Origin of the sequence: Variovorax sp. LjRoot175 (assembly GCF_964253805.1) — a bacterium.
GTDB lineage: Bacteria > Pseudomonadota > Gammaproteobacteria > Burkholderiales > Burkholderiaceae_C > Variovorax.
Genome location: NZ_CAXURY020000001.1, coordinates 5717828 through 5743469 on the forward strand (window position 1 = coordinate 5717828; position 25642 = coordinate 5743469).

Sequence of the window (25642 nt, forward strand, 5' to 3'; positions counted from 1 at the left end):
GTTCGCTCCCAGAGATTCAGTAGCCGAGAAAGCGAAGAGGATCCAGCGCGCCTTTGAAAAGGGGCACCTTGAACCACACTTCGAACATGAAGAAGAAGAGCGTGTTGACGGCCAGCGCGATGAGGACGCTCTTGACCCACGAGTACTTGCCCAGAACGATCATGAACAGCGCGATGTAGAGCGCCGATGCGATGTACAGCCCCAGGAAGGAAACGGCCAGCACATACACCGTCGCTGGAACCAGCACCGACATCACGCGCTTCAGCTGCTCCGAATCGACGAAGACCTCGGTCTTCCTGTTCTTGCCGAGCAGGGCTTGATACAGGATGCCGGCGCCCGAGATGGTGATGATCAGGCCGATGTAGAAGGGAAAGTAGCCCGCCCCGGGGCCGTCGGTGGTCCAACCGGCGCCCAGCCTGCGGCTTTCGAAGATCACGCCCAGGCCGATGATCATCAGGACCGCCGCAACCACCGCTTCGACCAGGTTGGTGGCAACGCCCGTGCGCGCCGCGGCGTCGCCGGATTTCTCGTCGTGCTCCATGGAGCCCCCATCGTGTGTGTGTGATGAAAACCAATGCGGCGCCCTCGCCATCCCCCGCGCGGGGTGATGGCTGTCGCGTTCGCCGCTCGGCGCCCGCTTACTTGCTGCTGGCGGCCAGGAAGCCGGCTTCGGTCATCAGGGTGCGGTGGGTGGCCTCTGCGCCTGCCAGCCATTTCGCGAACGCGTCGCCGGTCATGAAGGTGGGATTGAACGCACCCTTCTCCATGTACTCTTTCCACTCGGGCGTTGCGGCGACCTTGGTCAGCAGATCCACGTAGAACTTGAGCTGGTCGGGCGTCACGCCGGCGGGCATGAAGATGCCGCGCAGCATGGTGTACTTGGTCGGGACGCCGGATTCCTTGCAGGTCGGGATGTCGTTCCACGACTGCGTGTCGGTGACCTTGGCCTTGAAGGGCATGCGCTCGTCGTCGAACACGCACAGCGCGCGCAGCTTGCCGGCGCGCCACTGGGCAACCGCCTCGATCGGGTTGTTCACGGTGGAATGCACATGGCCGCCCACCAGCTGCACCGCGACCTCGCCGCCGCCCTTGAAGGGCACGTAGATGAACTTCGTGCCGGTGGCCTTTTCGAGGGCCACGGTGATGATCTGGTCTTCCTGCTTCGAGCCGGTGCCGGCCATCTTGAACTTGCTCGGGCCCGCCGCCTTCGCCGCCGCGATGTATTCGGCGGCGCTCTTGTACGGCTCCTCGGCGTTCGACCACAGCACGAACTGGTCCAGCGCCATCATCGCGACCGGGGTCATGTCCTTCCAGTTGAAGGGCACGCCGGTCGCCATCGGCGTCGTGAACAGGTTCGACAGCGAGATGATGATCTTGTGCGGATCGCCCTTGGCTTCCTTGACCGCGAGGAAGCCCTCGGCGCCGGCGCCGCCCGACTTGTTGACGACGATGAGCGGCTCCTTCATCAGCTTGTGCTTGATGATGATGCCCTGCATCAGCCGCGCCATCTGGTCGGCGCCCCCGCCGGTGCCGGCAGGGATCACGAATTCCACCGGCTTGGTGGGCTCCCATGCGGCGAAGGCAGGTGTCGTGACCGCCAGCGCCATGACGGCCGCGGTGGACAGGCTGGCTCCGCAGGCCCGGGTGCGCGAAATGAGATTCCCGATCATGTTGTCTCCTAGGTAGGCTGTGCTCTTTTGCTTGGAATCTCAGTCGAAATCCCAGTGAGGCGAATGCTGCGCGCCGTCGCCCAAAGCCGGCTTGACCATGGTCAACTTTTCGGAGATTCCGTATTCGGGTAAGCCCGCGCCCTGCGCCGGCGGCCCATCGGGACAAATCTAGGGTTTACCCTCTAATCGGGTAAACCCTATAAGATGACCGGAACTCGACTTTGCAATCCAGGAGTTCCCCTATGTCCACCCTCGACCAATCGTCCCGCGCGAACGCCTTCGGCGGCCTGGCCGGCGCGTTCAAGGCCTTGGCCGATGAAGCCAGCGTGCTGGTCCATGCCTTGCTGAATCCGGGCAAGATCATCGAAGAAGTCGAGCAGATGCGCGCCCTGCACCTGGACGCGAACAAGGTCGAAGCCAGCAACCCGGCGCGCGCTGCCGCGTTGCGCTGGCAGGCCTCGCGCGTCGGCCTGCGCTGAGCGCGCCCGGCCAAGGCCGGTGGGGTATTCAGCTCAGGTGAGCACCCGCCTCAACGCTCGGATCTGTTGCCACACCTGCGCCTGCGTACCGGCCACGCCCATGACCTGCATGCACCGCTCCAGCCAGCCGGTGCGTTCGCGCATGCGTTGGATGGCGCGCTGCAGGTCGCGGCGCACGGCGGCACCGTAGGCGCCTTCGGCCTTGGCAACGGCATCGCGCAGCAGCGCCAGGCTCGGCTTCATCATCGCCAGGTCGATCAGGTCGCGGCTGAATACGCCGTCATCAGGCCAGCGGTCGGAGTTGGCGAGCAACTTGCTCGCGGCCATGTCCAAGGGCGTGAGCGTTGGCACGCCGCACAGCTCGTCGGCCTTGCCGGGTACCTGCAGCGCCATGCGGGCCTCGAACACGATCTCGAACTTGATCGGTTGGTCGTCGACCTGCACGCGCGTGCGGATGCCGCACTGGTAGGCGCGCAGTTCGCCGGCCTGCGTCAGCGGCACGGCATCGGCCCGCGTCACGGTCGCAAGTCCATCGATGCCGGTCATCTCCTGGCGAAGCTGACGGTACGCCGCAAGGTCCGACACGAGGAAGTCGATGTCCACCGACTCGCGGTACTCGCCGAAGCGCAGCGCGATCGCGGTGCCGCCGCCGAACAGGCAGCCCCGTTCGCGCAGCCGCGGCCCATCGAGCGCCTGGAGTACCCGCGCGACGCGGCGGTGGTGCGGCCGCTCAAACAACAGGGTCGCTCCCGAGTGCCAACCGCAGGGCATCGACGAGGTCCCGCTCGGCCGGAGACAGTGTCGTGGGGTCGAGGTGCCGCCAGTTGCGCTCGTAGATGCCCAAGGCTTCGCGCGGCGTGAGTTCTTGCGGGCCGTGGACCTGCCACGCCAGTTCCTTGAGGCCAGGGTAGTCGGCGATGCGGACGCGCGCGGGAAGCCAGCCTCGGCGATGCGTTTCGGCGGGCGCAGCAGCTTCCTCCCGCGGCCGGATCGCCACAGCCAGACCCAGCGCCACCAGCACCCGCAGGTACGCGGCCATGGTGACCGCAGGTTCGCCCTTTTCGATCCGGTGCAGGGTGACGCGCGAGATGCCGGCAGCTTCGGCCGCGGCCACGGCGCTGATGCCCAGGTCCTTGCGGCGCCGGCGCACCGTGGCGCCGATGGCGGCCAGGGCCTCGGCGGATTGGGGAGTGAGCTCAGGGCCTGGATCGGGCATAAGTGTTTCTCATTCTTGACAAAATCACTGATTTGTCAAGAATGAGAAACAAATCAGCGCAGTGCGTGGCGCGCTGCGCCTACGATGCTCGCCGCATCCACGCCGAAGAACCGGCGCAGCGCCGCGCGCGTGTCGCTGCGGCCGAAGCCGTCGGTGCCCAGTGTGAGGTAGTGCCGGCCTTCGGGCAGGAAGGCGCGCACGCTCTCGGGCACGGCGCGCACATAGTCGGTCGCGGCAATCACAGGCCCGCTGCCGCCCGCCAGCTGCTGCGCGATGAAGGGTGTGCCCGGCGCCGCATCGCCGGCCAGCGCACGCTGCTCGCAGGCTCTCCCATCGCGCGCAAGTTCGCTCCAGCTCGTGACGCTGAAGACCTCGGCCTCGATGCCTTCCGCGGCCAGCAGCTGCGCTGCCTTGAGGACCTCGGTCAGGATCGCGCCGGAGCCGAGCAGCGTCACTTTGGCTGACGCGCGCTCCGGACCCTCGAAGCGATAGCAGCCGCGCAGCACATCGACCTCCGCGCCTGCCGGCAGGTCGGGCTGGGCATAGTTCTCGTTCATCAGCGTGACGTAGTAGAAAACGTCCTTCTGCTCGGCCATCATCTCGCGGATGCCGGCATCGACGATCACCGCCATCTCGCCCGCGAAGGCCGGGTCGTAGGCCTTGCAGTTGGGGATGGTGGCGGCGACCAGATGGCTCGTTCCGTCCTGGTGCTGCAGCCCCTCGCCGCCGAGCGTGGTGCGCCCCGAGGTCGCGCCGAGCAGGAAGCCGCGCGCGCGCTGGTCGGCCGCGGCCCAGATCTGGTCGCCCACGCGCTGGAAGCCGAACATCGAGTAGTAGATGTAGAAGGGCAGCATCGCCAGGCCATGCACGCTGTAGCTGGTGGCCGCCGCGGTCCAGCTCGCGATGGCGCCGGCCTCGCTGATGCCCTCTTCGAGGATCTGGCCGTCGGTCGCCTCGCGGTAGGAGAGCACCGAGCCGATGTCTTCCGGCGCATAGCGCTGGCCCACGCTCGAATAGATGCCGACCTGCTTGAACAGGTTGGCCATGCCGAAGGTGCGCGCCTCGTCGGCCACGATGGGCACGATGCGCGGGCCCAGCGTCTGGTCCTTCATGAGGTTGCCCAGCATGCGCACGAAGGCCATGGTGGTGCTCATCTCCTTGCCGGCGGCGGCGACCGCGAACTGCGCGTAGGCCGCGATCTCGGGCTTGGCGACCGGCTCGCACGCGGTCTCGCGCTTGGGCATGCTGCCGCCGAGCGCGGCGCGCTTCTCGCGCAGATAGCGCATCTCGGGGCTGTCCTCGGCCGGCTTGTAGAAGGCGGCCTGCGCGGCCTGCTCGTCGGTGAGCGGCAGATCGAAGCGGTTGCGGAATTCGAGCAGGTCGTGCTCGTCGAGCTTCTTCTGCGAGTGCGTGGTCATCTTGCCCTGCCCCGCGCTTCCCATGCCGTAGCCCTTCTTGGTGTGGGCCAGGATCACGGTGGGCTGGCCGCGGTGAGCCGCGGCCGCGGCATAGGCGGCATGGATCTTCACCAGGTCGTGGCCGCCGCGCTTGAGGCGGTCGATCTGCTCGTCGGTCATGCCTTCCGCGAGGCGCGCGAGCTCCTCGTTCTGGCCGAAGAAGGTGTCGCGGTTGTAGCGCCCGTCCTTGGCCGCGAAGGTCTGCATCTGGCCGTCCACCGTGTTGGCGAAGGCGCGCGCCAGCGCACCGCCGCTGTCGCGCGCGAACAGGCCGTCCCAGTCGCTGCCCCACACCAGCTTGATCACGTTCCAGCCGGCGCCGGCGAAGAGTTTTTCGAGCTCGTCAATGATGCGGCCGTTGCCGCGCACCGGGCCATCGAGGCGCTGCAGGTTGCAGTTGACCACCCACACGAGGTTGTCGAGCTTCTCGCGCGCGGCGAGCGTGAGAGCGCTCATCGATTCGGGCTCGTCCATCTCGCCGTCGCCGAACACGCCCCACACTTTCCGTCCCTCGCAATCGAGCAGGTTGCGGTGCGTGAGGTAGCGCATGAAGCGCGCGTGGTAGATCGAGCTGATCGGACCGATGCCCATCGAGCCGGTCGGGAACTGCCAGAAGTCCGGCATCAGGTACGGGTGCGGATAGCTGGAGAGGCCGCGTGCGCCGTGGGCGGGCGCCGTGAGTTCCTGGCGATAGTGCCGGAGATCCCCCTCGCTCAAGCGCCCTTCGAGAAAGGCACGCGCGTAGACGCCCGGCGCGCTGTGCGGCTGGAAGAACACGAGGTCGCCGCGCTGCTTCTCGTCGCGCGCATGGAAGAAATGATTGAAGCCGGTCTCGAACAGGTCGGCCGCACTCGCATAGCTCGCGATGTGGCCGCCGAGCTCGCCATAGGCCTGGTTGGCGCGCACCACCATCGCGAGCGCGTTCCAGCGCATCAGCGAAGCCAGCCGCTCTTCGATCGCGAGGTCGCCGGGGAACACCGGCTGCGCCTCGACCGCGATGGTGTTGACGTAGGGCGTCGACAGCTCGGGCTGCCAGCCGATGCGCTGGGTGCGTGCGATGCGCGCGAGCTCGTCGAGCATCCAGCGCGCGCGTTCCGGGCCGTGCGCCTCGGCCAGCGAAGCGAAGGCCTCGCGCCATTCGGCGGTTTCGACCGGGTCGGGATCGTTCAAGGGCATGTCGATCAGTGCGCGCAGCTGACCGGAAGAAATCGGGGCGTTCATGAACCGCACTTTAGGCCGCCTCTGATGGAATGGGCTGCCGTTCCAACGGATCTCTCAGGGTTATCACGGCATAGAATGCCGCCATTCAGCCACTTTGAAGCATTTCATGCAACTGGACGCGATCGACCTGCGCATCCTGGACGAGCTGCAGCGCGACGGCGCACTCTCGAACGTGGAGCTCGCGCGACGCGTGCACCTCTCGCCCTCGCCCTGCCTCGCGCGCGTGAAGGCGCTCGAAACGGGCGGCGTGATCCAGCGCTACGTGGCGCTGGCCAACGCGGCCGTGCTGGGGCTCGGGCTCAACGTGTTCATCTCGATCAGCCTCAAGACGCAAAGCAAGAAGTCGCTGGCCGACTTCGAACAGCGCATCGCCGAGCACGACGAGGTGATGGAGTGCTACCTGATGACCGGCGACAGCGACTACCTGATCCGCGTGGCGCTGCCTGACATCGGTGCGCTCGAGAAATTCATCCTCGAGCAGCTGACGCCCATTGCGGGCATCGAGAAGATCCGCTCGAGCTTTGCGCTCAAGCAGGTGCGATACAAAACGGCGCTGCCGCTGCCGGCAGCGCCGTCCTGAATCGCTCGGGCCTTACAAGCCGATCAGACCGCCGTCGTTCTTCGTGATCACGACCGTGGCCGAGCGCGGACGCGCAATGCCGCCTTCCGGCCAGTGGCTGCCGAAGAGCGCCGGGTTGCCGATGTTCGCCGCCGCCGTGGTCTCGCCCGGGTGCTGGATGTTGACGAACAGCGCGCGGCCGTCGCCCGATTCGGCGATGCCGGTGATCTCGCAGTCCTTCGGGCCGACGAGGAAGCGGCGCAGGCCGTCGGTGCCCGGCGCCTTGCCGACGAAGGTGGCCTGCATGCGGTTGGTCGCGCCGTCGACGTTGGTGATGGTCTTGGCAGCGCCATCGCCCACCTTGCCGGGCACGGCGCCCAGCAGCATGCAGTTGGTGACGTCGGTGTAGGCGCCGTCGTCGGTCTCCAGCCACAGCAAGCCGCTGGTCACGCTGCTGAACCACAGGCCGTCGGGGCTCGAGAAGTCGTTGTCGGCGACCAGGCCCGAGAGGTTGATGTCGGCCGAAGCCGCGGCGCGCGCGCCGAACAGGTACACGTCCCACTTGAAGCTCAGGGCCGCCGGGTCGGCGCCGTCGTCCGCGAAGCGCACGATGTGGCCGTTGGGATTGCCGGTCTGCGCCGTCGCGGCCACGCCCTTGGGGTCGTTGTAGAAGCGCGGGTTGGCCGCATCGGTGGCCGTGATGGGACGCGAAGCGGCGTTGGTATTGGTGAGGGTCACATAGACCTCGCCGGTCTTCGGATTGACGGCCGTCCACTCGGGGCGGTCCATCTTGGTGGCGCCGGCCGCATCGGCCGCGAGGCGCACGTTGATCACCACGTCGGCTGCGTCGGCGAAGGCGTAGGCGGGATTGCTCGCCGTGATGCCGTTGACGCCGAGCTTGAGCTCCAGCCACACGCCCGTGCCGTCGGCATTGAACTTGGCGACGTAGAGCTTGCCGTCGTCCATGTACTTGTCGCCGGCCGCCAGGCCGCCGTTGATGTCGGCCGCATCCCAGGCCTTGGTCGACACGAACTTGTAGATGTACTCGTTGCGCGAATCGTCGCCCATGTACCAGACCAGGGGCTTGCCGACCACCACCGGGCCGAGGCAGGCGCCTTCGTGGCCCATGCGGCCGAGCGCGGTGCGCTTCTTCGGCGTGCTGCCGGGCGTGAAGGGATCGATCTCGACCACCCAGCCATAGGTGTTGGCGCCGTTGCGGAAGTCGTCTGTGGCGGTGGCGCCGGTGACCTGGGCATTCCAGCGGCCGTAGATGTTGTCGGCCGTGTCGGGCGTGACGGTGGACCAGAGTTCGCGACCGGTGCCGGCGACGCCGTAGCGCGTGAAGGCGGCGATCTCCTTGGCGCTGCGGCTGGGGTTGTCGGTCGCGGTGATGCGACGGAAGTAGCCGGCCCAGTTCTCCTCGCAGGTCAGGTAGGTGCCCCAGGGCGTAGTGCCGTTGGCGCAGTTGTTGAGCGTGCCGCGGGTCTTGCTGCCGTCGGTGCTGAACTTGGTCTTCAGGTAGTCGGTGTTCGCAGCCGGGCCCGAGAAAGTCACCTCGGTCAGCGTGTGGACGCGGCGGTTGAAGCTCGAGTCCTGCTTGTAGCTCCAGCTGCTCGCGCCCTTGTTGACCTCGATCACGCTCACGCCGTGCAGGAAGAACTCGCGCTGCACTTCGTCGGCGACGCTGCGGACGGCGGCGTTGCCGGTGCCGACGATGGTCTGGCCGGTGGGATGCAGGAACAGCGGCGTGATGGCTTCGTGGTTCATCGCGAGCAGGCCGCGCGAGGCATTGGCCGGGTCCCACTTGTTCGAAGCATTGATGCCGAAGAAGGTCATGCCGTCATGGTGGTCGCCGGCGCGCTTGTCGTAGGTGGCGGGCGCATCGGTGCCGTCGTTCACATAGGCAGGCACGCCGGCCGCGATCGGATCGCCGAGGCGGTACAGCACGGTGGCGGTATAGCCGGGCGGCACGCTGACGACGTCGTCCAGGCTCTTGGCGACGGCCGTGAAGCCCAGCTTGGGTGCGGCCGGCGCCGGTGCGGGCGCAGGGGCCGGAGCGGGTGCCGGCGCAGCCGGCAGCACCGGGAAACCGCCGCCGCTGCCGCCACCGCCGCAGGCTTGCAACAGAGCGGCGCCGGCGGTGCCGACGCCCAGGCCGAACAGATGGCGACGGCTCAGGCGCGACGCGATCAGGTCGTTGAAGGAGGGGTTGGGGCTTGAGTTGTGGCCGATGTCGTCGGGGTCGATCGCAGCGATTTCGTTATGGGTCTTGGCGGTCATTCGCAGAACTTTCAGTGGGGACTGGTTGTAGAAAAACTCAGCCCGGTACGCTAAAAGTTCAATGTGACGCCCGGAAGTCAGTCATGGGTCAGATCCGCGACGCGCGGCCTCCTCCGCCGCCGGCGGTCGTTCTCTCAGCGCGCGTGCTGCAGCAGGCGCGCCGCCGCCTCGTACGTCGCGGCGTTGTTGAAGGCCGCGAGCCCGGCGGTCAGCAGCGCGATGCATCCGGCGACAGGGCCCGGCAGCGAACGCGCGGCAAACACCGCGAGCGCCATCAGGAGCGGCAGGAAGTGCGCGGCGTAGAGAAAGGTCTCCTCGCCGTAGACCAGGTGCAGCACGACTTGCGCCGCCAGCGTGAGTCCGAGGACCTTGCCGAAGACATGCCACTGCGGCGAACGCAGGAGCCCGTGGGTGCCGGCCGCCAGCAGCAGGGTCCACAGGCCGAGCGCGAGCATGCCCGCCCAACTGCCCGAACCGGGCGCGCTCAGCTGCACCGTGAGCCAGTTCAGCTTGGGCGCCTCGGAGGCCTTGGCCAGCAGCACTTCGGGCAGGCTGATCGGGTGCCAGAACATGCCGGCCAGCTTGTGCAGCACGGTGCCCGACTGCTCCAGGTTCATATAGTCCGCCTCTTCCCGGCTGCCTAGGAAGAAGAACTTGGCAAAGCTGTAGAAGAAGCGCTGCGGCACCGTGAGGATGGCGACGATCACGAACGCGATCGCGCTGATGCCGAGTGCGCGCCGCCAGGGCCGCTGGACCACGGCCAGCGCCAGCCCCGCGACCCAGTTGGTGACCGTGATGCTGAGGCTCGCGATGCTGGCGGCGACCAGCAGCCGGTCGCCGACCGGCCGATGCACCGCCAGCGCCGCGACCAGCAGTACCCACAGCAGGGTCAGCGATCCGATGCCGAAGGTCTCCGGCACCGAGAACCAGAACTGGAAGCCGGCGCTTGCAATGGCCAGCAACGAAAAGCTGAATGCAACGAAGCGGCCGGCGCCGAGCAGCCGGCACAGCGCATAGAAGGAGACCACCCACAGCGCCGCCACCAGCCCCATGAAGCGCATGGCCGCCTGCAGATCGCTGCCCGGCCACAGCACGCGCAGGCCGGTGACCGTCGGATGGATGAGGATCGAGGCGATCGGATGGACCTTGGTGCGGAAGTGGTTGCTCTGCGAATCCACCATGTTGGCCAACACGCGCGGCAGGTCGGACTGGAACCAGGCGTCGAGGCCCTCCCGCGTGAAGAGCTGCGGCGGCAATTGGCGCGACAGGGCCGCCAGCAGCAGCAGCGCCAGCGCCGCGAGCAAGACAGCGAGCAGCCCATCCCAGGCGAGGCTGCGCTTGATCGTGGGCGGATCCACGCCGGCGCCGGGCCGCCCCCAAGGCGGCGTGCGGCCCCCTCGGGGGGCAGCCGAATTCAGCCTGCCATCCATAGCGCGACGGCCCCGATCGCCACGGCCAACCGGCTGACCCAATCGCGCGCGGCGAAGACCACCGGGTCGTCGTGCAGCACGCCGCGGATCGCCTTGAGCCAGATGCGCATGGTCCAGAACAGGAAGACCGGGATCAGCACCCAAAGATATTGGGGGTTCTCGTAGCGCGCCACCATCTGCTGGTCGTGCAGGTAGAGGCCCAGCAGCAGGGCCGCCATCTGCCCGGCTGCGACGCCGGTGCACAGCACGAAAGGCGCATCGGTGGCCACGTAGCCGCGATTGCGCTTCATCTGGCGCACCTCGGCGGGCGGGCCGGTCAGCTCGACATAGCGCTTGGCCAGCGCCAGGCTCAGGAAGATGAAGAGCGAGAACGAGAGGATCCAGAAGGACAGCGGCTGTCCGGTGGCCGCCGTGCCGGCCGCCACCCGGATCGTGTAGAGGGCGGCCAGCGAGAACACGTCGACCACCGCACGGCGCTTGAGATGCAGCGAGTAGGCGGTGGTCAGCGCCATGTAGAGCAGCAGCACGCCCACGAAGGCATCCGGCAGCAGCGCGAGCGACAGCGCCAGCGAACTCGCACACAGAAGGCCTGTCATGACCAGGCCCGCCGGCACCGAGATCTCCCCGGCGGCGAAGGGCCGCGTACGCTTGCGGTGATGCCGCCGGTCCGTTTCGAGGTCGAGCAGGTCGTTGAGCACGTAGATGCCCGAGGCCATGAGACCAAAGGCCAGGAAGGCGAGCGCAGCGTTGACGACCAGCGGCTGCGTGAGATCGTGCAGCACCGGCATCAGCGGCAGGAAGATCAGCAGGTTCTTGAGCCACTGGTGCAGGCGGGCACCGTACAGATAGCGCTTGAAGGACGTGCGCGGCGGCACGATCCGCGCCTCGACCGTGGTCGCGCCGGCCGCGCGCCGGGCCAGCGATTCGGAGCGGCTGACCACCACCGCGGCCTCGGCGCCGCGCCAGACCGCGAGGTCCACGCTGCGATCGCCTGCATAGCAGAAGGCGCGGCCGCCGGCGTCGGCCTCGATCGCCGCCAGCTTGCCCGCGCCGCGCAGGTTGCGCTCGCCGTCGGAGGCGAGCACCGCATCGAAAAGGTCCAGGTGCCGCGCCACCGCGTGCGCGAGCTTGGCGTCGCTTGCCGTGGCCAGCACCGTGCGGCGGCCGGCGGCGCGCGCGCTGCGCACCAACTCGATCACCTCGGGCCGGTAGGGCAGGGTCGTGACATCGACGGTGGCGCGCTGCGCCACCTCGTCCTTGAACGCCGCCTTGCCGCGCAGCAGCCACAGCGGAAGGGAGAGCAGCGAGAGCGGCGAAGCGCGCACCAGCTGCAGCAGGGATTCGTGCAGCAGGTCGGTGGCGATCAGCGTGCCATCGAGATCGACGTAGAGCGGTCGCATGGTATTGAGGCCTGTCATCAGGACCCTAGCTCCGGCCGAGCACCACGACGCCCGCCATGATGATGGCGATGCCCAACACCCGGCCGGCGGTCAGCGGCTCGCCGAACAGCTGCCACGCGAGCAGGGCCGCGATCACGTAGCCCATCGACAGCATGGGATAGGCGACGGTCACGTCCACGCGCGTCAGTGCGAGGATCCACAGCCCTGCGCTGAGGAAATAGCAGACCAGGCCGAGCAGGATCCACGGCTGCGTGGCCGCGTTCCATGCGGCCGCCATCAGCGAGGCGCCGCTGCCCATGGCCACCGTGCCCAGCGTCTTGGCACCGGCCTTGAGCATCAGCTGCGCCGCCGAGTTGAGCAGCACGCCCGCGAAGATGATCGAAAAGGTCTGGAGATTCATGAAGATCCTTGCCCGTCGAAGGAAAGGATCATGCCCTGGCACCCGTTACTTCGGCCACAAGACCCACAAACGCAGAGGCTGATTCACGCGCGCGGCCAGGCGCCCCGCTTCGGCGCCGGTGCCGGCGAAGTAGTCGGCGCGCACTGCGCCGACGATCGCGCTGCCCGTGTCCTGCGCGACCACCAGCTTCGCGAGCGGCACCACCGGCCCGGGCGAGGCCAGCCAGACCGGCGTGCCGTAAGGGATGCTCTCGCGGTCGACCGCGATCGAGCGCCCGGCCGTGAGCGGCACACCCTGCGCACCGACCGGGCCGGAGGCCGCATCGGTCTCGGACAGCGGCTCCTCGCGGAAGAACACGTAGCGCGGATTGCTCCACAGCAGTTGCGACAGGCGCTGCGGGTTCTGCGCCACCCACTGCTTGGTGTCGTCCGGCCACAGACTGACTTTCGTCGCGCCCTGGCTCACGAGCCATTGCTGAACGCTCTTGTACGGCTGCTCGTTGGTGGCCGCGAAGGCCACGCGTACGGTGCGCTGGGAGCCGTCGGCCTCGGTGATGCGCAGCCGTCCCGAGCCCTGGATGTGCAGCATCAGCACGTCGATCGGATCGGCCAGCCAGGCGATCTCGCGGCCGCGCAGCGCGGCCTGGGCCTGCGGCAGGGTGTCGATCTCCTGCCGCGTGTACCAGGGACGGCGCGCCACCAGACCGGCGGGCGCCTGGTAGAGCGGCACGGTGTGGGTGGCGGTCGGCCGCCGCGAAGCGTCGAACACCGGCTCGTAATAGCTCGTGAGCTTGCCTTCGTTCTGGCCGCCCGCGAGCGATTCGACGCGGTAGGGCTGCAGCCTCTGCTGCATCCATTCGCGCTGTTCCTCGGTTTCGGCGAGCGCCAGCTGGCGCACCTCGCGGCACAGCGGCGCGAAGGCCGCGTTGGGGCGCGCGCAATTCGCGATCAGCGCACCCCAGCCTTCATGCAGCGCGTCGTCGCCGAAGCCCGGCAGCTCGGACCAAGGCACGGGCACCCAGCGGCTCTTGGGATGCGCGAGCGATCCGGTGAGCGGCCCCAGCTCGCGCTGCGGGCTCGCGCCCGGCACGGCCGCGGGCGTCGTCGCTGCTTCGGGCTGCAAGGTGCCGACCGAACAGCCGGCGAGCGTTGCTACGATCGCGAGCCCGACCAGCCACTGGAGTCCTTTTGTCATGGGTTTGATTTTGCTTGAAGCGCTGGGCGCCGGAATCGTGCTGGTGCTGATCGTCTGGTGGACCATGTTCTCAGGGCGCAAGCGCGGCGAAATGCACGATGCGGACGATTCTGAAAAAGAGTCTTCGTCCGACGAGCCACCGCCGGGGGGCTCCACATAATTCCTCCTCGCTGAATCCAGCGTCTAAAAGGAATTCATATGAAAAAACTCGTACTCGCCACCACCGCAGCCGCCCTCGTGCTCTCGGGCTGCGCCGGCATGAGCGACACCCAGCGCAACACCGGCATCGGCGCCGGCATCGGCGCCCTTGGCGGCGCGGTCATCGGATCGGCAACCGGCGGCGACAGCCGCGCCATCGGCACGGGCGCTGCGGTCGGTGCGGCCGCAGGCGCGCTGGGCGGCTATCTCTGGTCGCAACGCATGGAAGCGCAGAAGCGCGAGATGCAGGCCGCCACGCAGGGCACCGGCATCGCCGTCACCCAGACCCCCAACAACGAGCTCAAGCTCGCGATCCCGAGCGACGTCTCCTTCGACACCGGCCGCTCTGCCATCAAGCCGAACTTCGCGCCGATCCTCAACCAGTTCGCCAACGGCCTGCGCAACAACCCGAACGCCGAGGTGCGCATCATCGGCCACACCGACAGCACCGGCACCGATGCGATCAACAACCCGCTGTCGGTCGACCGCGCCGCCAGCACGCGCGACTACCTGATCGCGCGCGGCGTGCCGCAGCAGGCCTTCCGCATCGAAGGCCGCGGCTCGCGCGAACCGGTCGCCGACAACAACAGCGATGCCGGCCGGGCACAAAACCGCCGCGTCGAGATCTACGTCGGCGAACGCCCGCAAGGCTAAGGGCGCAGGAGGTTGGCGAGTTCCACGGCCGACTTGACTTCCATCTTCTCGAACACGCGCGCACGATGGACCTCCACCGTGCGCACGCTGATGGAAAGCTGCTCGGCGATCAGCTTGTTGGGCAGGCCCTCGACCACGCGCCGCATCACCTCGCGCTCGCGCTCGGTCAGTTCCTCGACACGGCGCATCAGGAGGCGTCGCGCGCGCTGCGCCTCGATGGCGCGCAGCGAGGCGCCGAGCGCATGCTCGATGCGGTCGACCAGCGCGTTGTCCGAAAAAGGCTTCTCGCAGAAATCGAAGGCGCCGCGCTTCACCGCGTCCACCGCCGTGGGCACGTCGGCATGGCCGGTCAGGAAGATGACTGGCATGACTTCCAGCAGGCCGCGCTCGGCCAGCCGGTCGAACAGCACCAGCCCGCTGGTGCCGGGCATCCGCACGTCGAGCAGCAGGCAGTGCGGCTGATCGGCCAGCGGCTCCTCCATCAAACGCAATTCGAAGGCTTCGGCACTCGCAAAATGTTCGCTCACCAGCCGGCGCGAACGCAGCAGCCAGGCCAGCGCCTCGCGCACGCTGGCGTCGTCGTCGACGATGAAGATGAGGGCATCGATCAAGGGTTGCATCAGGAAAGGTCCATCGACTGATTCAGGCCGCAGGCAAAGTGAATCGGAACACCGTGCCGCGGGGCCGTTGCGGCTCGAACACCAGCGCGCCGCCGTGTTGCTCGACCACCGTGCGGCAAAGGCTGAGGCCCAGGCCCATGCCGTCGGGCCGGGTGGTGAAGAAGGGCGTGAAGAGGTGCTGCGCCACCTCTTCGCTGATGCCGCAGCCGAGGTCGGCCACCGAGAATTCGATCCAGCGCCGCGTGTCGGCCTTGTCGCCGGCATCGCTGGCTTCACCGACCGCGCGGGCGCGTGCCGCGCGCAGGCGCAGCACTCGGTCGCTGAGCTCCGGCAGGTCCATGGCCTGCATCGCGTTGCGCGCCAGGTTCAGGAGCACCTGCTCGACCAGCGTGCGATCGCACTGCACCCGCGGCAGGCGCTCCTCGAAGCTGACCTCGACGCGCACCGCGAGCTTGCGCGCCTGCAGCCGCACCAGCGGCAGCACCGCATCGAGCAAGGCCTGCGGCGCGACGGCCTCGCGCGTGCGGTCGCGCCGGCGCACGAAGTCGTGCACGCTGCGGATCACCTTGCCGGCGCGGTCGGCCTGCTCGGCGATGCGGCGCACCGCCATCGCGACTTCGCCATGGTCGCTGCCCTGCTGCGCCTGGCCCGCACCGTGCAGCAGGTTGAGCGAGCCGCTCGCATAGCTCGCGATCGCCGCCAGCGGCTGCGTGAGCTCATGGCTCAGCAGCGAGGCCATCTCACCGACGGTGGCCAGCCGCGCGCTGGCCTGCAGGCGCTCCTGGCTGGCGCGCGAGAGTTCCTCGATGCGCCGCTGCTCGCTGAGGTCGATGGAGGCGCTCATCCAGCCGGTCTGGGCGCCCTGCGCGTTGATCAGCGGCGCCTCGAAGATCAGCACCGGGAAGCGGGTGCCGTCCTTGCGCATGAAGACCGATTCGAAACCTTCGCGCGGCGGCGGCCCACCGGTCAGCCGCGCGGCCTGGCGCCGGCGGTACTCGTGCGCCAGCTCGGTCGGCCAGTACGGCGCCTCGCCGGCATGGTTCAGCAGCTCCTCGGCGCTGAAGCCCACCATTTCGCAGAAGGCGGGGTTCACGTAGGTGATCCGCCCCTGCAGGTCACGCGCGCGCAGGCCGGTGATGACCGAGTCTTCCATCGCCTTGCGGAAGGCCAGCGCGTCGGCGAGGTCGCGTTCGGCGCGCTGGCGCCGGCGCGTGTCGCGCGCCAGCAGGACCAGCACCGACACCAGCGCGATCGAGATCGCGGTGACCAGCGCGGTCAGCAGATTGGGAAAGAGATCGGGCGCGGCACGCCAGCCGTCGACGCGCAGCATCAGGGTGGTACCGGGCAGGTCGACGAGCTGCTGCGAAGTGAACACGCGCGTGCCCAGGCGGCGCGCCGCGCCGACGGCCACCAGGCGGGTGCCGTCCGCCTCGGTGAAGGCAACCTCCTGGCCGCGCGTCAGCGTCGGCGCGACCAGTTCGACCAGCGTGTCGCGCAGCGAATAGGTGGCCACCAAGTAGCCGCCGCCGTCGACCGGCAGGCACAGCTCCATCACCTCGAGGCCGCCGCTCGGCACGAAGGGGACGTAGTGGCTCGGCGAGTAGGCCGGCGCGCCCAGCTTGCGTGCGGCGGCGCAGGCGAGCGCGACGTCGGACTGGTCCACGCTGCGGCTCGATTCCTCGAACACGCGCCGGCGGTAGGGCGTGTCGACGGCGGCCAGCGGGCGCAGCGCGGCGTCGCGCCACTCGAGCCTGAGCCACTCGCGGTGCTCGCGCAGCAGCGCCGCGGCTTCGATGGGCCAGTGCTCCCGGTCCATGCCGCTGGCCTGGGAGGCGCGCAGGCTTTGCGCGTTGCGCTGCAGGCCGCTGCGCAGGTCGGACACCGCATCGGCGGTGTCGCGGTCCAGCGCGGTCTGGACCTGCTCGACTTCGTGGCGACCCGCCAGCCACACCACGGTGACCAGCAGCGCCAGCACCAGAACGGCCAGCAGCACCCAGAGGAACCAGCGCCGCCAGACGGAGCGCAGGAAGCGCAGCCACGCGAAGGCGTGGCGAAGGGTGCGGGCGGCGGGCAGCGTGGTGGAGGAGGACACCGAATTCAAAGTACGCAATGCGAGAGCGCGGGCAGCTGCGCGCGTGCGCGTTCGATCTGCTGCGCGTCGACTTCGAAGAGCACCACGCCTTCATCGACGGCGCGCTCGGCCACCACCGTGCCCCAGGGGTCCACCACCATCGACTGGCCCCAGGTCTGGCGCCCGTTCTCGTGCGTGCCGCCCTGTGCCGGCGCGACCACCCAGGCCAGGTTCTCGATCGCGCGGGCGCGCAGCAGCACCTCCCAGTGCGCGGCGCCGGTGGTGCGCGTGAAGGCGCTGGGCACCAGCAGCAGTTCGGCGCCCTGGCGCGCGAGCGCGCGGTAGAGCTCGGGAAAGCGCAGGTCGTAGCACACGCTCATGCCGATGCGCCAGCGGTGGCCGTCGCGCGATGGCAGATCGAAGCAGACAGGTTGCGCGCCGGGCGCGATCACGCGGCGCTCGTCGTAGCGCTCGCGGCCGTTGTCGAAGAAGAACAGGTGGATCTTGTCGTAGCGGGCCACCCGCTCGCCGTCCGGCGCGTAGGCGAGCGAGCTGTTGAACACATGGGTTTCGTCGCCGCTCTCGAGCGGCAGCGTGCCGCCGACGATCCAAAGGCCGAACTCGCGCGCCGCGTCCGCCAGGAAGCCCTGCACCGTGCCGGCGCCGGCGGTCTCGCGCAACGCCAGCTTGTCGGTGTCGCGCGCGCCCATCATGCAGAAGTACTCGGGCAATACGGCAAGCTCGGCGCCGGCGGCGGCGGCTTCGCCCAGCAGCGCGTGGGCGCGCGCCAGGTTGGCTTCGCGGGCGATGGCCGACACCATCTGGATGGCTGCGACTTTCATGTGCGGATCTCCGTTGTTCTTCCTCTTTCAGCGCGGCGCGGGCGCTACCGGCGCGCTCAAGGCTTCGGGCAGCGGCCGGCGCGGCACCTTGGTGATTTTCGGGTCGGCCCAGGTGCCGTCGATCTGGAACTCCTGCGTGGCGGCCGCGATCAACGGCCGGCTCAGCACCATCTGCGCAAGGAAAGTGCCCAGGCCGATCGCGGGGTTGATGGCGGTGGCCACCAGCGCCGCGGTGCCGGCATTGATCTCGGGCACCACCACCACGCGCAGCTTCTGCGTTTCGCGCGCGATGTCGGCCGAGCCGTCCATCAGCACGGCGGCGTTGACGCCCTTCATCTGCAGATTGTTGGTGCTGGCCACGCCCTGGCTGATCTTGGCGTCGCCGCGCACGAAATCGAAAGCGAAGCCCTGGCTGAACACATCGCGGAAGTCGAGCGTAAGGCGCCGTGGCAGCGCCTGCAGGCTCATCACGCCGAGCAGCTTGGCGATGCCCGGATCGGCCTTGAGGAACTGACCCTGTTCGACATCGACCTGCAGCTGCCCGCCCAGGCTCGGGTAGTCGAGCGAGAAGGGCGAGCCGCTCCAGTGGACCTCGCCCTCGAGCCGGCCGCGGCCGCGCCGCACCACGTCTTTCATGCCGAAGCGCCCGAGCAGCTCGCCGGCGTCGGCGATCTCGAGCTTGAAGTCCATGGTGGTGCGGCGCTGCTCGCCGCGTCCGCGTGCGGCCGTGCTGCCCGGCACCGCGGCCCAGCTGCCCTGGGCCGTGAAGGTGGCTTCGGGCATGCTGAAAGCCAGCTTGTTGAGCCGCCATTCGCGGACCGCGCCGCCGCGGTTCACCGCGTCGATCTCGGCGCGGCCGAGGCGCCGGCCCAGGAGCTCGAAGTCGTCGACCACGATGTCGAGCGCCGGCAGCGTGCCGGGTTGCTCGTCGAGCAGCGACTCGACCGCGGTGGCCTCGCTGGGCGCGATCTTGAGACGGGCGAGCCGCGCATGCAGGCGCCCGGCCTGCGCGCTGCGGTACTCCGCATAGCCGCTCAACTCGGTGGCATCGATGTTGGCGCGCCACAGCGCGCCGTCGCGCGTGCCGCCCATCACCACGCTGTGCAGCGTGCGGCCGCCGACCGCGAGCTCCTTCGCGCGCACCGCGAGGATGGTGGGCAAGTAGGCGGACGCGTCGTCGGCAGCGGCGTCGCTGCCGGTCGCCTCGGCCGGCTTGCCGGTGGTTTCGCTGAAGAGCGCCTGCCAGGCCGGCACGTCGATGCGCGCGAGCTGGATGTTCGCAAGCACGCCGCGCTCCGGCGCCGCCGCGGATTCGCCCGCGGCCAGGCCGATGCCGATGCCGCCGCGCAGCACGCGCGGCTCGCTGCCGGAGATGTCGCGCACGTAGGAGGCCGATCCGACGCGGCCCAGTTCGATCGAGAGCCGGTCCTGCAGCAGCGCCGCAGCGCCGGGGCGTGCCTCGCGCAGAACGACCTTCTTCTCGATCGACAGCGGCATCGACTCCTCGGCCGGCTTGGCCAGCGGTGCGGGCAGCTGCAGCGCGAGGCCCTGCAGGCTGCTGACGAAGGAGAACTCGGAGGCGCCCTCGCGCACCGTGAAGGAGGCCGTGTAGGGCGTGCTGCCGCTGGTGTTTTTCGCCAGGCGCGCGAGCCAGTCGACCTCGCGCGCCGCGCGCAGGCCGTCGGCGGTGGCCGTGCCCTGGGCGCGCAGGCTGAGCTCGTTGGCGGCGCCGGCATAGCGGCCGGCGCCCTCGATGCGCAGCGCCCCACCCATCGCTCGGGCCTGCACGCCGGCCAGCGAGAAGCCGCTTTCGGTGAAGCTCAGCGTGCCGCGCGCCTGGGTGAGCGGCGGCATTTCGGGAGCGATCTGGATCTCGTTGTCGGCCAGGGCGACGCTGGCCTGCACTTTCGCCTTGTCCATCGCGGCGAGCGGCAGTTCCAGGCGCAGGCGGTAGTCGGCGTTGCCGGTGGCGCGCGCGTGCGCCAGCGTCGGCCCGGCCTCGCCCGCGAGCGGCGATCCGGCGCGCAGCAGTTCGCCGAGCGGGCCCTTGGCCTGGGCGTCGACCTTGAGCAGCGGTGCGTGATGTGCCATGTCCGCGATCTGGGCCTCGGCCTTGGCGATCTCGATGCCGGGCGCGCCGACGACGCGCCCGCGCGCGTTGCGCACCAGCATGCCGGCGCGCTCGAAGACCAGTTCGCCGGACAGGCCGTTGAGCGCGGGCCATGCCTTCGCCTCGCCCGCCGCAGGCGGCACGTAGGCGTAAGTGACGTCGGCCACGCGCGCGGCGATGCGGAAGTCGCCGTGCCGCGGGTCGGTGAAGGGCATGTCCCACAGGTCGCCCTTGACCTTGAAATCGACCACGCTGGCGCTGCCCTTGGTGACCGCGTCGCGCACGTAGTCGCGCGTGTGCTTGGGGATATGCAGCGGCAGGTAGCGGAACACGCGGGTGCCGTCGGCGCGGTTGAGCTTGCCCTGCAGGTCGAGCACGCCCGGAAAGCGCGAGCGCCCGCGCGAGACGGCCGGGTCGCTGGTGCGCCAGCTGGCCTGCGCCTCGCCCTCGGCGTCGGCGTTGGCGAACTTCAGGTTGGCGAGCTGCAGCTGGGTCTTCTCGCCGTCGACCTTCCAGGTGAGCTGGGTGGACAGCTGGTCGATCGAAATCATCGGATCCTCGAACACGCCCGGAAACTCGAGCGCGCCGTTCGCGATCGAGAACGCGGCGCTGCCGCCGGCCTGGCTGGCATCGAAGTCGATGGTCGCGCCGCGCAGGCCGGGCGCGCCGACCGGCGGCAGTGGCTGCGTCGGCGCGGCAGCGGCGGAACGCGGTGCCGCGGGAACAGCGGCCCTCGGCGTGCCGGGCTGCGAGGCGATGCCGAAGCCGCTGACCCGGCCGCGCGCCTGGTATTTGTCGGGCGCGCCGAGCGAGCCCTGCCAGTTGGCGTCGATGCGCTCGACCAGGCCGCGCGGCTCCAGGCCGCCGATGAGCTTGTGCGTCGCCTCGCCGAGCGGCAGGCGATCCGCGATCAGCGCCAGCGCCGCGAGATCGAGCCGGTCGGCACGCAAGGCGCCGCGTTCGGACGTGCGGCCCTTCGCCGGCGTGTGCTGGAACCACAGGTTGCCGCCCGGCCAGCGCATGCCATCGGCCGTATCGAACTGCAGATTTGTGGTGGAGAACTCCAGGGTCTCGTCGGTCATGCGGCCGGCCAGGCGCCCGGTGACGGCGCGCAGCACCAGCGGCTGGAGCCCCTTGCCGAGCGAGGTGTCGACGCGCATCAGCGCCAGGTCGACGGCGCCGCCGATGACCTTGCCCTCGTTGACATCGGCCCAGACGCGCAGGGCGCCGTTGCCCTCGCGGATGCGGGCGTCGAGCGCCACGTACTGGCCCAGGCGCGTGGCGTCAATATGCGGCAGCTCGGCATAGACCTGGCCGTCCCAGCTCTGCCACTTGCCGCTGCGCACGGACAGCAGCGGCTGGCGGAATTGGCCGCGCAGCGTGAAGCGCTCGCCCCAGCCGGCCGGCGGCGTGGCGTCGAGCCGCATCGCATGGCGGCGGCTGCTGTTGCGGGCCACGAACTGCACGTCGGTCAAGAGCAGCGGCGCGGCGCCGCGGCGCTCGTCGGTCCAGCGCACCGTCCCGCCCTTGATCACGAACTCGCGCTGGGCGAAGAACCAGTCGGCCCCGCGGCCTTCGCCCGTGGTGTCGGTCGACATGTCGAGGCCGGCCACGTGCAGCTTGCCGAGCGCGTCCAGCCGCACCTCAAGCTGCGGCTGCTCGATGTAGAGCTGCTCGAAGCTCAGGCGCCAGAGCGAGCGCGGCGAGACGCTGGCCACCACGCGCGCGAGGCGCAGCGCCTCGCGCTGGCGCTCGTCGAGCAGCACCACGTCGCGCAGCTCGAAGCTCGGGAACAGGCTGCCGGACTGGGCGGTGATCGAACCGATGCGCACCGGCACGCCCATGGCCTTGCTGGCCTGCGCTTCGAGCGCGCCACGGTAGTCGCCGATTCGCGGCACAATCCAGACGTGTAGGACTACGACTGACAGCGCAAGCAGCAGCCATGCACCGATCAGCAAACCCAACAACCAGTGCGCCGTCACAGCGGTGATCTTGAGAAGCAGACGTGAAGGGGAAGACGTCGTGTCGTTCATTGAGGATCGCGCTGTGTCAGGAATTATGACCGCCAGCTCCCACCCGGGTTCCACCGAAGTCGAAGTCATCGCGGCACCCTCCTTGTCCGACTACTCGCGCTTCGTGCAGCGCCTGCGCCGCCGCTACGCCGCAGAACTCGCGCTGCTGCCGCCCGGCGAGCCGCTGCGCGAGCACATGGCGCAGGCCTTCCGGGCGCTGCGCGAGCGCGGCGACAACGTGGCCGATGCACTGCGCACCGTGCGGCAGCTGGTGATGGAGCGGCTCATCACGCTGGACTGCGACCATCATGCGCCGCTGGCCGTGGTCACCACCGCCGTGACCCAGCTGGCCGAGTTCGCGCTCGATGTCGCCTGCCGCGAAGCCTGCGCCGAACTCGACGCCCAGCACGGCGCGCCCCTCGGCCCCGAGGGCCAGCGCGCCCAGCTCTGGGTGGTGGGCATGGGCAAGCTCGGCGCGCGCGAGCTCAACGTGTCGAGCGACATCGACCTGATCTATCTCTACGACCAGGACGGCGAGACCGCGGGCGATGCCGACGGGCGCTCGCGCCTCGCGAACCAGGAGTACTTCGCGCGCGCCGTGAAGCGCATCTATGCGCTGGTGGGCGACACCACCGCGCACGGCTTCGTGTTCCGCGTCGACCTGGCGCTGCGCCCCAACGGCAATTCGGGGCCCAGCGCGGTGTCGCTCGATGCGCTCGAAGAGTATTTCCAGGTGCAGGGCCGCGAGTGGGAGCGCTTCGCCTGGCTCAAGAGCCGCGTGGTGGCGCCGCAGTCTGTGGTCGACGACTGCTCGGCCCGGGCGCTGCGCGGCGTGGTGCTGCCCTTCGTGTTCCGGCGCTATCTGGACTACAACGTGTTCGACTCGCTGCGCACGCTGCACCGGCAGATCCGCGAGCAGGCCGCGCGCCGCAGCGCCGGACGGCCCGAGCGCGCCAACGACGTCAAGCTCTCGCGCGGCGGCATCCGCGAGATCGAGTTCATCGTGCAGCTGCTGCAGGTGGTGCGCGGCGGCAAGTTCCCCGAGCTGCGCACCCGGCCCACGCTCGATGCGCTGCAGCGCCTGGCGCGCGCCAACCTGATGCCGCAGGAAACGGCCGATGCGCTGGCCGCGGCCTACGAATTCCTGCGCCGGGTGGAGCATCGCATCCAGTACCTGGACGACCAGCAGACCCACGTGCTGCCGGTCCACGACGAAGACCTGCGCTGGATCGCGCACACGCTCGGCTATGCCGACTGCTGCCTCTTCCTGTCGCAGCTCGATGCGCACCGCGAATTCGTTGCGCAGGAATTCGACAAGCTGCTGGGCGGCAAGAAGCCTTGCTCGCGCTGCAACGGCGGCAGCGCCAACCCTGCACCGGTCGACCTGAGCGAGCTGATCGACGAGCTGCCGCCGGCCTTTGCCGAACGCATCCGGGACTGGTGCGAAAACCCGCGAGTGACCGCCTTGCGCGACGAAACGCGCGCGCGCCTGCGCCAGCTCGTGCAGCGCACCGGCCAGTGGCTGCGCGAACCCGACAGCGAAGCCCCGGGGCAGATCGGCCACCATGTCGAGGCCGCGCTGCGCTGGGCCGACTGGATCGAACCCTTGCTCCGGCGCGACAACTACATCGCGCTCCTGGTCGAGCGGCCGGCGGTGCAGGAGCGCCTGCTGCGCCTGCTGGGCTCGGCCAAGTGGCCGGCACGCTACCTGATGCAGCATCCCGGGGTGATCGACGAACTGGCCAGCAACGAGATGCTGGCCGGGCGCTTCTCGGCCACCGAGTTCGAGCGCGAGCTGGAAGCCCGACATCTCTCGCTGCGCCAGACCGGCGAGGCCGACGAGGAGCGCCTCTTGAACCTGCTGCGCCATGCGCACCACGCTGAGGTGTTCCGCACGCTGGCGCGCGACGTCGACGGCCGCATCACGGTCGAGCAGGTGGCCGACGATCTCAGCGCCCTGGCCGATGCGGTACTGCGCGTGACGGCACGCTGGTGCTGGCCCCATGTGCGCAACCCGCACCGCGAAGCGCCCCAGTTCGCGATCATCGGCTACGGAAAACTCGGCGGCAAGGAGCTCGGCTACGGCAGCGACCTGGACATCGTGTTCGTCTACGACGACGACGACGAGCGCGCCAGCGAGGTCTACGCGGCCTATGTGCGCAAGCTGATCAACTGGCTCACGGTCAAGACGCGCGAGGGCGACCTGTTCGAGATCGACACCGCGCTGCGGCCCAACGGCAACTCGGGCCTGCTCACGACCAGCTTCGAGGCCTACGAGAAGTACCAGCTCGGCCGCGGCAGCAACACCGCGTGGACCTGGGAGCACCAGGCCATGACGCGCGCGCGATTCGTGCTGGGGGATTCATCGCTGGGCGAGCGCTTCGACCGCATCCGCGAAGCCGTGGTCACCGCGCCGCGCGACCGCGACGCGCTCAAGGCGCAGATCGTCGCGATGCGCGACAAGGTGCGCGCCGCGCGTCCCGTCAAGGCCGACCGTTTCGACGTCAAGCACAGCGCGGGCGGCATGGTCGATGCCGAGTTCACGGTGCAGTTCCTCGTGCTGTCGGAAGCGAAGGCGCATCCCGAGCTGATTCCCAACGTGGGCAACATCGCGCTGCTGCTGCGCGCCGAGAAAGCCGGCCTGCTGCCCGAAGGGATCGGTGCGAACGCGGCCGCCGCCTACCGCGAGCTGCGGCGCGTACAGCACCGGGCGCGGCTCAACGAAGAGCCGACGCAGGTGCCGATGAGTTCGTTGGTGGCCGAGCGCGAGGCCATGCTGGCCTTGTGGAAGGTGGTGTTTGGCTAGGCCGGCCAGTGCACGCAGCCTCGCGCTGGTCGCCGGCGCGGTACTGCTGCTGTTGGCCGGTTGCGCCAGTGGGCCGCGTGGCGGCCCCGGCATCGGACGCGACGGTCCCGATGCCAATCCGCCCGCGGGCCTCGGCCAGGTGCCCGATGCGGAGCCGCGCGTGGAAGCGATCCGCAGCAGCGGGGGCACCAGCAAGCCCTATGTGGTGCTGGGCCGGTCCTACGTGCCGATCACCGACGACCGGCCGTGGCGCGAAACCGGCCTCGCCTCCTGGTACGGCCGCAAGTTCCACAATCAGTCCACCGCCAGCGGCGAGCCCTACGACATGTACGCGATGACGGCGGCGCACAAGACGCTGCCGCTGCCGAGCTACGTGCGCGTGCGCAACCCGGCCAACGGACGAGAAGCCGTCGTGCGGGTGAACGACCGTGGCCCTTTCCACGACGACCGGATCATCGACCTGAGCTACACCGCGGCCCTCAAGCTCGACCTGCTGCGCGGCGTGGCGCCGGTGGAGATCGAGCGCATCACGAACGAGGACATCCGCGCGGGTACATGGCGGCGTGGCGACACGGGCACTTCAGCGCTGGCGTCGGCCACCCCCGTGGCGCCACGCCCGCTTGCGCCCGACAGCGTGGCCGTGCCTGCGGCCCTCACCAGCCCAGTGCTCGCCACGCCGCGCGCGGAGGTGCGTGAGCTCGCCGCGCTGCCGCCGCTCACAGCCGAAGCCGCGCCGTTGCCGGCAGCAGCGCCCGAGGCCGCGCTTGCATCGGCCTCATCGCCGAGCTCGGGCTTCTGGGTGCAGCTGGGCGCCTTCAGCCAGCGCGACGGCGTCGATCGCTTCCAGCAGCAGGTGGCACGCAGCCTGCCCATGCTCGCGCCGGCGCTCAACGTGTTCGCGGAGCGCGGCACCTACCGGCTGCAGCTCGGGCCCTATGCCTCGCGCGAGCTGGCGCGCGACACGGCCGAGCAGGTGCGCAACGGGCTGCAGCTCGCGCCGATGATCGTCGAGCGCCGCTGACC

At 69.3% G+C, this 25642-nt stretch carries 20 protein-coding genes; 6 read left to right on the top strand and 14 right to left on the bottom strand.

The genetic code is table 11. From position 1 onward, the window contains the following. Positions 1-16: 16 nt before the first annotated feature. Positions 17-541 (bottom strand): tripartite tricarboxylate transporter TctB family protein, encoded by a 525-nt coding sequence (locus tag ACSQ89_RS28340; RefSeq protein WP_436292036.1) that lies wholly within the window; start codon positions 539-541, stop codon positions 17-19. A gap of 97 nt (positions 542-638) precedes the next feature. Next, positions 639-1670, bottom strand: a complete 1032-nt coding sequence (locus ACSQ89_RS28345) for a Bug family tripartite tricarboxylate transporter substrate binding protein (protein WP_436292035.1) — start codon at positions 1668-1670, stop codon at positions 639-641. Between the two features lie 242 nt (positions 1671-1912). Here ACSQ89_RS28345 and ACSQ89_RS28350 point away from each other — a divergent pair, with 242 nt between their 5' ends. Then, positions 1913-2149 (top strand): hypothetical protein, encoded by a 237-nt coding sequence (locus ACSQ89_RS28350; RefSeq protein WP_093108600.1) that lies wholly within the window; start codon positions 1913-1915, stop codon positions 2147-2149. A gap of 33 nt (positions 2150-2182) precedes the next feature. On the opposite strand, the gene ACSQ89_RS28355 is transcribed toward ACSQ89_RS28350, so the two are convergent. The 3 genes from ACSQ89_RS28355 to mdeB are packed head-to-tail and all read right to left on the bottom strand — an operon-like array spanning position 2183 to position 6043. Further along, positions 2183-2887, bottom strand: a complete 705-nt coding sequence (locus ACSQ89_RS28355) for a nucleotidyl transferase AbiEii/AbiGii toxin family protein (protein WP_436292034.1) — start codon at positions 2885-2887, stop codon at positions 2183-2185. Next, positions 2880-3365: a helix-turn-helix domain-containing protein gene (locus tag ACSQ89_RS28360; protein ID WP_436292033.1), complete on the bottom strand. Its 486-nt coding sequence runs from the start codon at positions 3363-3365 to the stop codon at positions 2880-2882. The genes ACSQ89_RS28355 and ACSQ89_RS28360 overlap by 8 nt, the downstream gene beginning before the upstream one ends. A 53-nt stretch (positions 3366-3418) precedes the next feature. Further along, positions 3419-6043 (bottom strand): alpha-ketoglutarate dehydrogenase, encoded by a 2625-nt coding sequence (gene mdeB, locus ACSQ89_RS28365; protein WP_436292032.1) that lies wholly within the window; start codon positions 6041-6043, stop codon positions 3419-3421. 106 nt (positions 6044-6149) lie between these two features. Here mdeB and ACSQ89_RS28370 point away from each other — a divergent pair, with 106 nt between their 5' ends. Next, on the top strand, positions 6150-6623 hold the full coding sequence (locus ACSQ89_RS28370; RefSeq protein ID WP_093108597.1) for an Lrp/AsnC family transcriptional regulator: 474 nt from the start codon (positions 6150-6152) through the stop codon (positions 6621-6623). A gap of 12 nt (positions 6624-6635) precedes the next feature. On the opposite strand, the gene ACSQ89_RS28375 is transcribed toward ACSQ89_RS28370, so the two are convergent. The 5 genes from ACSQ89_RS28375 to mltA form a co-directional block, all read right to left on the bottom strand. Then, positions 6636-8882, bottom strand: a complete 2247-nt coding sequence (locus ACSQ89_RS28375; RefSeq protein WP_436292031.1) for a PhoX family protein — start codon at positions 8880-8882, stop codon at positions 6636-6638. Positions 8883-9016: 134 nt separating this feature from the next. Continuing rightward, positions 9017-10240 carry a hypothetical protein gene (locus tag ACSQ89_RS28380; RefSeq protein ID WP_436292030.1) on the bottom strand — a complete coding sequence of 408 codons (1224 nt, stop codon included), beginning with the start codon at positions 10238-10240 and terminating at the stop codon, positions 9017-9019. A 56-nt stretch (positions 10241-10296) separates the two neighbouring features. After that, a complete protein-coding gene (locus ACSQ89_RS28385) occupies positions 10297-11730 on the bottom strand; it encodes a UbiA family prenyltransferase (protein WP_436292029.1) in 1434 nt (477 codons plus the stop codon). Between the two features lie 7 nt (positions 11731-11737). Next, on the bottom strand, positions 11738-12112 hold the full coding sequence (locus ACSQ89_RS28390; protein ID WP_093108594.1) for an SMR family transporter: 375 nt from the start codon (positions 12110-12112) through the stop codon (positions 11738-11740). Between the two features lie 45 nt (positions 12113-12157). Beyond that, positions 12158-13306 (bottom strand): murein transglycosylase A, encoded by a 1149-nt coding sequence (gene mltA, locus ACSQ89_RS28395; RefSeq protein ID WP_436292028.1) that lies wholly within the window; start codon positions 13304-13306, stop codon positions 12158-12160. Here mltA and ACSQ89_RS28400 point away from each other — a divergent pair. Together ACSQ89_RS28400 and ACSQ89_RS28405 are read left to right on the top strand one after the other, a co-directional pair. Beyond that, on the top strand, positions 13305-13466 hold the full coding sequence (locus ACSQ89_RS28400) for a hypothetical protein (RefSeq protein ID WP_170855646.1): 162 nt from the start codon (positions 13305-13307) through the stop codon (positions 13464-13466). The two genes, mltA and ACSQ89_RS28400, sit on opposite strands and share 2 nt — an antisense overlap. A gap of 38 nt (positions 13467-13504) precedes the next feature. Next, the gene (locus ACSQ89_RS28405; protein ID WP_093108592.1) at positions 13505-14158 is read left to right on the top strand and encodes an OmpA family protein; all 654 of its coding nucleotides are present in this window, start codon (positions 13505-13507) and stop codon (positions 14156-14158) included. On the opposite strand, the gene ACSQ89_RS28410 is transcribed toward ACSQ89_RS28405, so the two are convergent. From ACSQ89_RS28410 to ACSQ89_RS28425, 4 genes are read right to left on the bottom strand one after another with little or no spacing between them, the layout of a single operon-like run. After that, a complete protein-coding gene (locus tag ACSQ89_RS28410; RefSeq protein WP_436292027.1) occupies positions 14155-14778 on the bottom strand; it encodes a response regulator transcription factor in 624 nt (207 codons plus the stop codon). The two genes, ACSQ89_RS28405 and ACSQ89_RS28410, sit on opposite strands and share 4 nt — an antisense overlap. 22 nt (positions 14779-14800) lie before the next feature. Then, positions 14801-16852 (bottom strand): two-component system sensor histidine kinase NtrB, encoded by a 2052-nt coding sequence (locus ACSQ89_RS28415; RefSeq protein ID WP_436292203.1) that lies wholly within the window; start codon positions 16850-16852, stop codon positions 14801-14803. A gap of 23 nt (positions 16853-16875) precedes the next feature. Further along, the gene (locus ACSQ89_RS28420; RefSeq protein ID WP_436292026.1) at positions 16876-17691 is read right to left on the bottom strand and encodes a carbon-nitrogen hydrolase family protein; all 816 of its coding nucleotides are present in this window, start codon (positions 17689-17691) and stop codon (positions 16876-16878) included. A gap of 27 nt (positions 17692-17718) precedes the next feature. After that, positions 17719-21834 carry a YhdP family protein gene (locus tag ACSQ89_RS28425; protein WP_436296591.1) on the bottom strand — a complete coding sequence of 1372 codons (4116 nt, stop codon included), beginning with the start codon at positions 21832-21834 and terminating at the stop codon, positions 17719-17721. Positions 21835-21859: 25 nt separating this feature from the next. On the opposite strand from ACSQ89_RS28425, the gene glnE reads away from it, so the two are divergent. Next, positions 21860-24619: a bifunctional [glutamate--ammonia ligase]-adenylyl-L-tyrosine phosphorylase/[glutamate--ammonia-ligase] adenylyltransferase gene (gene glnE, locus ACSQ89_RS28430; protein ID WP_436292024.1), complete on the top strand. Its 2760-nt coding sequence runs from the start codon at positions 21860-21862 to the stop codon at positions 24617-24619. Continuing rightward, entirely contained in the window at positions 24612-25640 is a 1029-nt protein-coding gene (locus tag ACSQ89_RS28435) for a septal ring lytic transglycosylase RlpA family protein (RefSeq protein WP_436292023.1), read from the top strand. Before glnE ends, ACSQ89_RS28435 begins: the two co-directional genes overlap by 8 nt. Positions 25641-25642 lie beyond the last annotated feature (2 nt).

Excerpts from the sequence above, each read along its gene's own strand:
- ACSQ89_RS28340 (WP_436292036.1), bottom strand. The coding sequence starts at position 541 with ATGGAGCACGACGAGAAATCCGGCGACGCCGCGGCGCGCACGGGCGTT.
- ACSQ89_RS28345 (WP_436292035.1), bottom strand. The coding sequence starts at position 1,670 with ATGATCGGGAATCTCATTTCGCGCACCCGGGCCTGCGGAGCCAGCCTG.
- ACSQ89_RS28350 (WP_093108600.1), top strand. The coding sequence starts at position 1,913 with ATGTCCACCCTCGACCAATCGTCCCGCGCGAACGCCTTCGGCGGCCTG.
- ACSQ89_RS28360 (WP_436292033.1), bottom strand. The coding sequence starts at position 3,365 with ATGCCCGATCCAGGCCCTGAGCTCACTCCCCAATCCGCCGAGGCCCTG.
- mdeB (WP_436292032.1), bottom strand. The coding sequence starts at position 6,043 with ATGAACGCCCCGATTTCTTCCGGTCAGCTGCGCGCACTGATCGACATG.
- ACSQ89_RS28370 (WP_093108597.1), top strand. The coding sequence starts at position 6,150 with ATGCAACTGGACGCGATCGACCTGCGCATCCTGGACGAGCTGCAGCGC.
- ACSQ89_RS28375 (WP_436292031.1), bottom strand. The coding sequence starts at position 8,882 with ATGACCGCCAAGACCCATAACGAAATCGCTGCGATCGACCCCGACGAC.
- ACSQ89_RS28385 (WP_436292029.1), bottom strand. The coding sequence starts at position 11,730 with ATGACAGGCCTCAATACCATGCGACCGCTCTACGTCGATCTCGATGGC.
- ACSQ89_RS28390 (WP_093108594.1), bottom strand. The coding sequence starts at position 12,112 with ATGAATCTCCAGACCTTTTCGATCATCTTCGCGGGCGTGCTGCTCAAC.
- ACSQ89_RS28400 (WP_170855646.1), top strand. The coding sequence starts at position 13,305 with ATGGGTTTGATTTTGCTTGAAGCGCTGGGCGCCGGAATCGTGCTGGTG.
- mltA (WP_436292028.1), bottom strand. The coding sequence starts at position 13,306 with ATGACAAAAGGACTCCAGTGGCTGGTCGGGCTCGCGATCGTAGCAACG.
- ACSQ89_RS28405 (WP_093108592.1), top strand. The coding sequence starts at position 13,505 with ATGAAAAAACTCGTACTCGCCACCACCGCAGCCGCCCTCGTGCTCTCG.
- ACSQ89_RS28410 (WP_436292027.1), bottom strand. The coding sequence starts at position 14,778 with ATGCAACCCTTGATCGATGCCCTCATCTTCATCGTCGACGACGACGCC.
- ACSQ89_RS28420 (WP_436292026.1), bottom strand. The coding sequence starts at position 17,691 with ATGAAAGTCGCAGCCATCCAGATGGTGTCGGCCATCGCCCGCGAAGCC.
- ACSQ89_RS28425 (WP_436296591.1), bottom strand. The coding sequence starts at position 21,834 with ATGAACGACACGACGTCTTCCCCTTCACGTCTGCTTCTCAAGATCACC.
- glnE (WP_436292024.1), top strand. The coding sequence starts at position 21,860 with ATGACCGCCAGCTCCCACCCGGGTTCCACCGAAGTCGAAGTCATCGCG.